Below are 10853 nucleotides of genomic sequence, written 5' to 3'. Positions count from 1 at the left end.
GGTTTTTCGCGGGATAGGGAGGGGAGGATGTCACGTAAGACTGTTGAGTGTTGAGGTTGAAGGTTGTTTGGAGTTCGATATCCGGGTTGGATCGATCGATTGAAACGAGAACGGGCGATCGCGGTGGTTCGATCGACCTCGTTGGGGTCGGGATACGAGATGGCGAAGGCGGTGCTGGCGGCGGGGATGGAGTTCGTGGAAATTGGCTGGAACGGCGATCGATCGGCGGAGTTGGTGCGGCGGTTGCGGGAGGAGTTCCCTCACTGTCAGATTGGGGCGGGTACGCTGGTGAACGGGGAACAGGTACGGGAGGCGATCGCGTCGCGATCGCAGTTTTTGTTTTCTCCCCATACGGATATGGAGGCGATTCGCATGGCTGCGGAGGCGGGGGTACCGATGGTACCGGGGGCTTTGTCGCCGACGGAAATTCTCGCGGCTTGGAAGGCGGGAGCGGCGGCGGTGAAGGTGTTTCCGGTGCGGGCGATGGGCGGCGACCGTTATATTCGCAGTTTGAAGGGACCCCTCGATTTTGTGCCGCTGGTGCCGACGGGAGGGGTGACGCTGGAGAATGCGAAGCTGTTGGTGGAGGCGGGGTCGATCGCGGTGGGGATTTCCAGCCATTTGTTTCCTCGTTCTCTGGTGGAGGCGGAAGACTGGGAGAGTATTACGGGCTTGGCGTCCCGGCTGCGATCGAATCTCGGGGTTGGGGGTTAGTCGTTGCGACTGTCGTTCGTCAGCGGAACGCGCAGGTTAAACTGACTGCTTTGCTCTTGGGGTAGGTTTTCGGGGTCGTTGAGTTCGATGGTGACGGGTTCGAAGACGATCCCTCGATAGCCTACGTTTTCTCGAAGTTCGGGGTAGTTGGATTGTACGCGATCGGGTGTTGTGGAAATTTCGTCGAGATAGAGGTCTTCGACGCGGGTACTGATGGCGTCGTCGTCGAGTTCGATCGCTTGCGGTTGTTGCGCGATCGCCGAACCGGCCAAGGTTAGCGATCCGATGGCGGTCAGAGCCAGGGTGAAGAGTTTCTCAGACATAGGTTGCTCCTGGGCGCACCAATCATTTACGGGTCGTTCTCTTTCTATCCTATCGATTCCAGACGGCAGGAAGAAGCTGAAATGTTTCGATTTCCGGAAAACGTCACAAACTGATAGAAAACTCTCGCAAATCGTGAAGAATTGCTAAAAAAATGGCAATCTCGACGAACTTTTTGTATAATTATAGATTGGGGTTTGTTATAATGAAAACGAGAATTCTCAAGCCCTCGATCGAAAGGGTTTTATTCGAGAATTTCCACGATTCCGACCTCTCCATCTAAGCGAACGCGCTGGCCGTCTTGAAGTTCCTGGATGGCGTCGGTAACGTCCATCACTGCCGGAATGCCGTATTCTCGGGCGACGATGGCACCGTGGGACAGGCGACCCCCCACTTCGGAAATCAAGCCCCCCGCTTGGGCTAAAAGGGGCATCCATCCGGCGTCGGTGTAGGGAACGACTAAAATGGTCTGACGATCGATCTTCGAGGCAGATCCCAAATTCCGCACGATTTTGACGTACCCTTCTACTTGACCGGCACTGGCACCGATACCGCGCAATCGCGATCGAGCGGGACGGTCTTCGGTGGCTAACAGGGTCATGGGGGGGGTTCCGTAAGTAACTGTGGGGACGCGGGATAACTGGCAGTCTCGATCGAACTTCGCCCGTCGCTGCGTCACCAACGCCGGCACCAATTCCACTAAATCGGGATTCTCTTCGGTGACGAGGGTGCGAACTTCGCGCACTTCTAAAAAGAAAATATCACCAGTTTCCGACAACCATCCAGATTTTAACCCAGTGTTTTCCAAGGCGACGAAACTCCAGCGCAACTGTGCCAACAGGCGACTGTAAACCTCCGCCACTCGCGCTTTCAAGTCTAAGGATTTTTGAACTTGCTTGTGTCCCCGTTGGGAGGAAGTGGGTTTCGACGGGGGCGAGGTGGGGTTGGCGATCGATGCGGCGAGGAGTTCCCGAACCGGGTGGGGGTCTTCCCGCCAGGTGGGAATCGAGATATCGGTTCCGACTTGGCTGAGATAGCCGAAGCGATCGAGGAATCGATCGAACGCCTCGAGAACGCTACTTCCATCGGTAGTTTCCGCCAACTGTACGAACAGAGAAGAGGCGTCGAGGGAGTTTTGGATACTGCTAACGCCCTCGCCCCGAAATTCCGGTAACAACAACCGGGCTGAGGTGGCGATGTCCTGCAACGCCCGCAAAGCCGCCACTTCGGGGACTCGCGTAGTATCTAAGGCGTCGTCGTCCACCTGGAACAGAGCTTTTTGGGCGGCGAATCCCAGGGGGGCGAGAATATTGTAATAGGTCGCCCGTTCCAATACCTCTAAAATGCGATCGATGCGGTTGAGCAGTTGCGACGGCGAGGGTGGGGGGTCGATGGTGCGCGGGGTTCTGTCTGTTAGATCTAAGACGGGGGAAGACTCCAAATCCGTCAGGAGGGGAGTAAACAGATGGCGATCGTCTCGGGCGAAATCTTTGCCCAAACGACGCTGACGCCCCAACAACCGCAGCAATCCCGGCAAGTTCCGCAACGTCGAAAACAGCGGCGGTTTGCTCATAGACGCGCCTCGGGTCAAAAATTCCAAACTTTCCGGCGGAAGCCCCATACGTTGGAAAATTTCCCCCAACAGGGAGGCATTGAAATAGGCGTGGGAGTCGTGTAGGGTCGCCGTGTCGTGAAAGGCTAAACCTTCAGCGTGATCGCCCAAGACGATAGAAAAAATATCCCCCCAGACGCCGCAAGTGAGGGGACGGTTAATCGACCACGTGAGGGGACGAATGCAGCCGGGAATCACTTCAGCGGCGATTTTGCGCGTCCAAATCGGCAGCAGGGTGGGAACGGGACGGGACTGTAACACCCACAATCGATCGCCGTCGAAACTCCATTCCACATCCTGGGGTACCTGGTTGAAGCGGCGTTCCAACTGGCGGGACAACACCGCAACCCGTCGTAACAGACTGTGGGGAACATCTCCCGCTTCCCCTTCCACAACTAACTCCGGATGGTTTCCCGTTTCTTCGTCGTTCCAATCGAGGGAAGTCAACTCGTCGGGGACGAACACCCGATAGCGTTCCGGCGTCACCTGTCCCGACACCACTTGAGATGGCTCTCCGGGTAAAGCTTCGATGGCCACTGCATCGCCGCAGCGTAAAATCGGGTCGCGGCTGAAGGCGACGCCAGAAAACACCCCTCGGATTTGTTGCTGAACGAGAACCGCCATATCGCTGTCTTCGATACCCCGTTCCTGGCGGTACTGGACGGCGGCGGAACTGGAGATGGAGACGAGACAGCGTTCGATGGCGTCGGCGAGTTCCTGACGGTTGGTGAGGTGGGCGACGCTTTGGTACTGTCCGGCGGCGGAAGAGCTTTCTGTGTCTTCTCCCACCGCCGACGATCGCGCGATGAGGGGGTTTTCCGGGGAGGGGTGCAAGGCGTTTAGCAATACTTCCGGGTCGTCTCCCGGTGTCAGCACCCATCCGGCGGGGACGGGATAGCCCCACCGTCGCAGTTGCGAAAGGGTGGCGGCTTTCGGTCCGACTTTTTGGGGGTCGAGGGGTCGATCGAGCGTTGTCAGGGCGCGATCGGCGCGGAAAAAGCGAAACATCTTGCGGGTTTCTGGTCGTCCGCTGGAGGGGGATAAATCCAAATCGTCAGGCATTGATCGATAGCTCCAATATAAGGCGGCACTGAGGGCAGCGGAGGCTACCACTCGCCCGAGAGCGTGGGGATACAGCATCCACATCACCGCCGGAAACAGGACTAACACCAGGTTACGGCCGGATTTCCGTTCTCGAACGATGGTAAAACTCAAGCCGCTGATGAGGGCAACTAATACCGCCACCCGCCAGTCGTGGGTGATCGTACCCCAGACGACGTTGGTGGTTCCGGCCCCTTGTCCCAGGGTATAGCGTCCCAGGACGAGGGCGAAGAGGGCGATGAGTTCCCAGATGGGGGCGTCGGGAAGCAGCGATCGCGCCAGCAGTACCGCTGCAATGCCTTTGGCGGCTTCCGAGAGTACCGCGACAATGCCCAGCCCGCGGCCGCCGTGGTAGAAGGCTGCCGAGACGCTGATGTTTCCGGTTCCCAATTGGCGTAAGTCTTTGTGACCGAGGGCGAGAACCAGCCCACGGATGAGGGGCAATGCCCCGATGAGGAAACTGGCCAGCAGTAGGATGGGAACGCTCGCCCAAATGGGAATCATGTTCGATGCGGAATTGACGACTATTGCAATGCTAATGGATTCTTTGCCAACGGGATGCTTGTCTGACGAGGCGAGTTTTCGATCGCGGGACTGTAAAATTTATAATCCGTCGATTTCGATGTTTTTTATGATATAATTATAGGTTTAATATAAATAAAATAAGTGCGGATTGGATGAGCTTTAACGCCGAAACGCGACGCTTAATATCTGGACTCTGTTGGTTAATATAATATATTAAAAATATATTAACCCGAGGGAAAGCTTAGATTTGACAATAATATTTTAATAATAGTTTGTTGATGGTTAAAAATCGAAAAATTCCCGAATTTGTCTCTGCCAATATTTTTGAAGTTTTGCAACTCGTGCAAGACCAACACCCCGAGTTTTTGAAAATAAAAGCTCGGAAAATTAATTGGAAGAGCGATCGCGCTCGAGCGGGACTCGAACAAAAGATGGCTGAAATCGTCGAGTCAACCAGAGATTTTAACGAGGCGATCGCCAGAGTAAAAGCCTTCTTGAATAAGCTCTTGACTGAAGATTTTTTTGAGTCAACTATTTACGGCGAGCTTATCCAAACTTTTCAAAATTGTGAAACTCCAAATTGCGAAAATCAAAATTACAAAAATCAAAATTACAAAAATCAAAATAAAAAACGTCAAACAACCGTCGTTCGCTCGACGAGCTTACCCATACAACCCTCGAAAATTGCCGTATTATTGCTCGATGCAGAAAACCTACAACTCGATCTCAAAACCGAACAAGCCATCGCCAATCTTTGCCCCTATCCTCTTCAAGTCAAAATTGCCTTTGCTGACTGGCGACGGTTGGGAGAACTTGATCGCGAACTACACGCACGGGGTTACGATTTAATTCAAGTTCCTGGCGGCCGCGACCACGCCGACGGTAAAATGATTGCAGTCGGTTCGTCGATTCTTTCCTATTATCCAATGGCGAGAGCTGTTTTTGTTTGCTCGTCCGATACGGTGATGACCAATCTCTGTAATAATCTGCAAAAAAATGGCTTGCGGGTATATCGCGTCAGTCGAAAAAGCGATATTGTCGAAGTATTTGACTATCAGAGCGATCGAACGCGAACCATCTCCATCGACCTCGATATCCCGTCACTTCGGGAATTCAATTCCCAATTACAAGAGATGGTTCGCCAAGAGCAGCAATCGATTCAAAATCCTTGGGTTAAGCTTTCGCGACTGTCGCAACGCTTTCAAGAAACAACCCAACTGACCCTCGCTCAAGTTATTTCCTATTACTTCCCTGATAAAAAAGTAAGTGAGTTTTTTGCCGAATATTCAGAAGAGGTGGTAATTTATCGAAATTCAAAAGTTAAGGAGGCTTATGTAACGCTATTTCAAGTCGATCGATCCGGGTTTCAAGGTTCGCCCCAAAATTCGACTGCGACGGGCATCCCCTCAGCGCAAAATGCCGCTTCGATTGAGTCTTCTCAGACTCTCGAAAAAATCCTGTTGCAGCTTCTCGAAGAGCTAATAGAACAGGGGGGCGATCGCATCAAATTAAATATTTTAGGCGCGAGTTTTAAGAAAAAATATGGAGAACGTATAAATCAAGTTGTAAAACGATTAAATGACGGGAGTACTAAGTTTCTCTACTTTATCAAAAACTCAGATTTATTTGAAGTCCAAAAACAGGGAAATACCTACGATATTTATATTCGCGATCGACCCAGAGAAAGCCATGCTGAAATTAATGTTTCAGACCGTTCTAGAATAACGTCTTTACAAGCCTCGGCGATCGCTTCCCAAAAAGAGCTAGAATCCGTTCTGTTGGAAATTATAAAAAACTTCAGCCCCGCCGGACAAAACTCTATAATTATAGAAAACTTGAGCGGTGAATTTTCCAAGCAATACGGACAAGGGGTTACGAAAGTTTTAAAGCGTTTAAAGCTACACCCTAACTTTGTTAAGTTTTTGGAAAAATCAAGTATATTCCAGATTAAGAAATCTGGAAAATCTTATATTGTATCAGCTCGGAAGACTTGAGGCTGGAGAGTTAATAATTTGTCGATCTCGATCCGGTTCGATCTGATGAGATGGTCGATACTGGAACAGAGTGGCGTAGGTTGGTTGTAGCGCCAGGGAAACCTAACAGCAGTCAGCTTGATTGCGTCTCGCTGGGTGTCCTCGATCGATCTAACCTAAAAATATCGATAGTAGCGTTATCGGGTCTTCGGAGATTAGGGTGTAATTTATTAATTTGAATACAAAATCTGGGTAGGGGCGAACCGCCGTTCGCCCTTAGCCCCATCCCCCCTTCCCTATGAAATCCGCTTATCACCTCAAATTCAGAATACCCGTAAAATTTTAAAAAAGTTGATGGTGGATAGGACTTTTAAGCCAAGACCAACAGTTCTGAATCTTGTTTAACTCAGAGGAATAGGGGAGGGAGATTCCAAACAGCACACCCAGCATTTTGACCTGAATTCGAGCAAAATTGCTCGCCGCGTCACCCAGCCAACAGTTCTGCTCCTCTCCGGAAGCGCCCCCTCTCCTAAGCTAACGCTCTCAGGAGGGCTTGGAATTTGAGTTGGATTTCGGCGAGTTCTTTTTCCGGGTCGGACCCTTGGACGATACCCGCCCCGGCGTAGAGACGGGCGCGATCGCCGTTGAGGAGGGCCGATCGAATTCCCACGACAAACTCGCCGTTTCCGTCGCCGTCTAACCAACCGAGGGGGGCGGCGTAAAGCTGGCGATCGAAGGGTTCCCATTGGCGAATGGCGTCGCAGGCGAGGGAACGGGGAACTCCGGCGACGGCGGGGGTAGGGTGCAGGCGATCGAGAATTTGTAAGGGATGTACGCCCTCGGGAACGGTAGCTTGTACGGGGGTCCAGAGATGTTGAATGTTGGACAGTTGCAGTAGGCGCATCGGCGGAACGGGATGCAGGGTCAAACCGAGGTCTTGCAGGTGTTCTTGGATGAAGTGCAACACCACTCGATGTTCGTGGAGTTCTTTGGGGTTGCACAGCAGGCGGTTGGCCAGGTGAGCGTCTGCGGTGGTGGTGGTGCCTCGGGGGGCTGACCCGGCCAGGGCGTCAGCGAGGAGTTGGCGGTTGCGGATTTGAAGGAGACGTTCGGGACTGGCTCCGATGAACTGCTGGCCGCGACCGTTTCCGACGGCGAAGGTGTAACAGTCGGGGTAGAGGCGGCGCAGGTTGTGCAGAGTTCCGGTGAGGTGGTAGGGACTGCTGGCGTGCAGGTCGATGGCGTGGGAGAGAACGACTTTTTGGAGGGATTGGGTGGCGATGGCGTCGAGGGCTTTTTCGACGGACTGTTTGAAGCGATCGATATAGCGGAAGTCGGTTTGGCTGCGTTTGGGGGAACGGGGGGTCAGGCGGCGACCGCCGAGCGAACGCAGGTCGCGCCAGACGCGCCAAATTTGACGGGCGAGGCGATCGAGGTGGCTGTCGGCGTCGATGCGGAGGTTGCAGACGGCGGTACTCTGGCGGCCGCGTCGGGAAATTTGCCAGCGGGGAAGGAAGACGGTGGCGGCGGGGAAGGGGGCCTCGGGGGAATTGCTGCTTTCAAAGAAGGTGAAGCTACAAAAAAAGCGCATTCCGCCATCGGGGTGGGGAGAGTCTCCGGCGACGATGGCGCGATCGAGGCAGGTTTCGACGAATTCTCGGGCGACCTCGAAGCGGTTTTCGCTGTCTACGTTGAGATGACAGGCGGTTCCGACGGCGGCCACGGCGGTGTTTTGGTTGGGGTTTTCCAGGTAAAAAAGCCGCTGTCCGCCATCGAGGAGGCGAGAAAAGGCCACGAGGGGATCGATCGCGGGCAGTTCCCACGACAGACTGACCCAGTGCGGTTGACATTTTTCAAGGGATCTTTTCTGACAATTGAAAAGAAATGCTTCGATCTCTTGACAACTTTGAAAAAGTTTTGTCGGATTGGGTTTAACTGCCATGAACCGGACGGATGTAAATTTTTATTAAACTCAGAACGGCGTCCGACTGCTGCGAACGGGTCGCCAGTCCGGTAGGGGAGTTTGGCGCAGATGTCCCGTCAGACTCGCCGCCTGAGTACCAAATTACCACTGATGTCTGGGAAACGCGGGATTTAAAGGTGTCGCTGGGGGCGATCGCGCTGGGGGAAAGCAGACGGTTTAAAAACGTTCGAGGGCGTTCTCCAAGAATGTCTATGGTGTTTTTAAGAACGGTTGGTAGAATACATAAGACTTCAGAAACTCACAATTCAAAAGCCATAAAACGCAAAAGATGACAACGCTCTCCGATCCTTCACAAGTTCCAAAACCCTCAAAACTCTGGTTAGCTGCCATCAAACCACCCATGTACACCGTTGCGGTGATTCCGATTTGGGTGGGGACGGCGGTTGCCGTTGCGGAAACCCATCGTCTCGAGGTGCGATCGTTTTTGACGTTTTTAATTTCTGCCATTTTAATTATTGCCTGGTTAAACCTCAGTAACGATGTGTTCGACTCGGATACGGGCATCGACAAAAACAAAGCTCATTCTTTAGTGAATTTAACCGGGAATCGATCGCTGATTTTCTGGCTATCCAATCTCTTTTTAGCCTTGGGCGTTGCGGGGATTTTCGCCATTTCCGCATGGCAACAGGATCTTACCGTCCTCGAAATCGTCCTCGCCTGCTGTGTCTTGGGTTACAGCTACCAAGGGCCGCCGTTCCGCCTGGGGTATCACGGCCTCGGGGAGTTGATTTGTTTCGTCACCTTCGGCCCGATGGCGCTGGCGGCCGCCTATTACAGCCAAACCCAAAGCTGGATGGGACTTTTGGCGAATCCGCTGCCCTTTGTAGCCACGTCTCTCTTCGTAGGAATTGCCACGAGTTTGATTTTGTTCTGTTCTCACTTCCATCAGGTCGAAGATGATTTAGCCGCCGGAAAGCGATCGCCCATCGTGCGCCTAGGTACCGAACGGGGTGCGAAGTTGTTACCTTGGTTGAGCGGTGCGATGTTTGTGGCGGTGGCGGTGGCGGTGATGTTGGGTAGCGTGTCGCCTTGGACGTTGCTGTGTTTGGCCAGTCTTCCCCTGGCGGTGCAATTGGTGCAGCATGTAGGGGAAAATCACGATCGCCCCGAACTCGTGAGCAACTGCAAGTTTATCGCCGTAAACTTGCACTTCGCCAGTGGGACCTTGCTGGGGTTGGGATTAATTTTAGGGTGAAGCTTTAGCGTTCTCGGCCGGCGATTTTCCGTCGCAACGGCTAAAGTTTTCGGAGGTTTGGAGCGCGATCGTGTATGAAGGGAAGACGGCCAGCGTCGAACACCGCGATCGCGCTTTAGTATTTGTCCTATTGCGTTCGATCGCCTTGGATACAGAGTCCTCGTAATTGGTGAGACCCTATGAATCTAGAACAACGTGATTTCAAGCTCGATATTTTAAAAGCCATTGGTCTCGCCTGTATTATTCTGGCCCATGTCTCTCCGAATGAGACGATTTCACAACTTCGTAACTTCGACGTTCCATTAATGGTATTGGTTTCGGGGGCATTGTTTGAAATTTCATCGCGACAGAAAAATTTAGCAACTTTCGATTATGTGAAGCGCAGAATTCCAAGGCTCATCGCTCCCGTCTGGATATTTTTCGCGTTTTTCTTTCTTTTTACTTACATCGTTTGCACTCTCAGCGGACAAGCTTATCCCTATACGGCTCGTGAAACTGTAGATACCTTTTTACTCATTCAGGGTATCGGATTCGTTTGGATTATTCGAGTATTTGTCGCGATCGCCTTAGTTGCACCCTGGATTAAAAAAGCACTATCTTTTACGGAAAACAACAGACTTCGATTAATCGCAATTTTTGGAGTATATGTCCTATTTGAAATTTTAAACTATTTTTGGGGAGATCTCGATACGCCCGTTTTGGGAATTGCATTCATTTATTTTTGGTTTGGGAAATTTTATTTTATTCTGTATCATCTCTTTTTTAAGAGGGTTGTTTTGTATGTTTTACCCTATGGCTGCGTTTTTGCCCTGGGGATTGTCATCAGTCAGCTTCGGCGAAAAACTATTTTGCTGATGTCAGCTTTTTTCCTGGCTGTATTTTCCGCGATCGCTTTATTTTTATTTCTAGATAATGGAATGATTATCTCAACACAAGTCTATAAATACCCGCCTCAAACTTACTATTTTTCCTATGCGTTATTTGTCTCCTGTTTACTGTATTACTTATTCGATAAATTCTTACAACACTACCCACAGATTATTTTTAAATCGAAGAGGTTATCGCAGTCGATCGTTTTTGTAAGTACCTCATCAATGTGGATTTATCTTTGGCATATTTGGTCTCTTGTCTACTTACCTGAAATCTTGGGTGATTGGTGGATTTGGAAGCAAACTGTATTCGGCAGATTTTTAATTGTATTCCTTTTCTCTAGTTTAATAACTTACACTCAAAAAATAGGGGTTTCACGTTTAATACAGAAAACTCAATTGGGTCGTTCTCATGCGAGATGGATTTCTGTGCTGTTTTTAAAATAACGGCAAATTTGGAGATGTCGAAATCGCGATAAATGTAGCCGAGACTTCATAAAATTTAAGGTTCTTCGTAAGTTAAGGTGATACCAGTATAATGGTATACAAGTATAGGAGA

The 10853-nt window shown here is 51.2% G+C and carries 7 protein-coding genes; 4 read left to right on the top strand and 3 right to left on the bottom strand.

Annotated elements, in window-relative coordinates; genetic code table 11:
* The first annotated feature begins 63 nt into the window (after nucleotides 1-63).
* Complete coding sequence (locus ACP5D4_RS04510; protein WP_428010435.1) at nucleotides 64-714, top strand: bifunctional 4-hydroxy-2-oxoglutarate aldolase/2-dehydro-3-deoxy-phosphogluconate aldolase; 651 nt, start codon at nucleotides 64-66, stop codon at nucleotides 712-714.
* On the opposite strand, the gene ACP5D4_RS04505 is transcribed toward ACP5D4_RS04510, so the two are convergent.
* Nucleotides 711-1037, bottom strand: coding sequence for a hypothetical protein (locus ACP5D4_RS04505; protein ID WP_428010434.1), 327 nt, complete (start codon nucleotides 1035-1037; stop codon nucleotides 711-713). The two genes, ACP5D4_RS04510 and ACP5D4_RS04505, sit on opposite strands and share 4 nt — an antisense overlap.
* Before the next feature lie 242 nt (nucleotides 1038-1279).
* Nucleotides 1280-4252, bottom strand: a complete 2973-nt coding sequence (locus ACP5D4_RS04500) for a glycerol-3-phosphate acyltransferase (RefSeq protein ID WP_428010433.1) — start codon at nucleotides 4250-4252, stop codon at nucleotides 1280-1282.
* A 362-nt stretch (nucleotides 4253-4614) separates the two neighbouring features.
* Between ACP5D4_RS04500 and ACP5D4_RS04495 the strand changes: the two genes are divergently transcribed.
* A complete protein-coding gene (locus tag ACP5D4_RS04495; RefSeq protein WP_428010432.1) occupies nucleotides 4615-6267 on the top strand; it encodes a hypothetical protein in 1653 nt (550 codons plus the stop codon).
* A gap of 508 nt (nucleotides 6268-6775) precedes the next feature.
* Here the strand turns inward: ACP5D4_RS04495 and ACP5D4_RS04490 are convergent.
* Nucleotides 6776-8041 (bottom strand): isochorismate synthase, encoded by a 1266-nt coding sequence (locus ACP5D4_RS04490; RefSeq protein WP_428010431.1) that lies wholly within the window; start codon nucleotides 8039-8041, stop codon nucleotides 6776-6778.
* A 457-nt stretch (nucleotides 8042-8498) separates the two neighbouring features.
* Between ACP5D4_RS04490 and menA the strand changes: the two genes are divergently transcribed.
* On the top strand, nucleotides 8499-9425 hold the full coding sequence (gene menA, locus ACP5D4_RS04485; RefSeq protein WP_428010430.1) for a 2-carboxy-1,4-naphthoquinone phytyltransferase: 927 nt from the start codon (nucleotides 8499-8501) through the stop codon (nucleotides 9423-9425).
* Nucleotides 9426-9604: 179 nt separating this feature from the next.
* A complete protein-coding gene (locus ACP5D4_RS04480) occupies nucleotides 9605-10741 on the top strand; it encodes an acyltransferase family protein (RefSeq protein ID WP_428010429.1) in 1137 nt (378 codons plus the stop codon).
* Nucleotides 10742-10853 lie beyond the last annotated feature (112 nt).

It is taken from the genome of Baaleninema sp., from assembly GCF_049974805.1.
Lineage (GTDB): Bacteria > Cyanobacteriota > Cyanobacteriia > Cyanobacteriales > Geitlerinemataceae > Baaleninema.
Note: the sequence above shows the minus strand (reverse complement) of the source record. Positions and strands in the feature narration are given on the sequence as shown.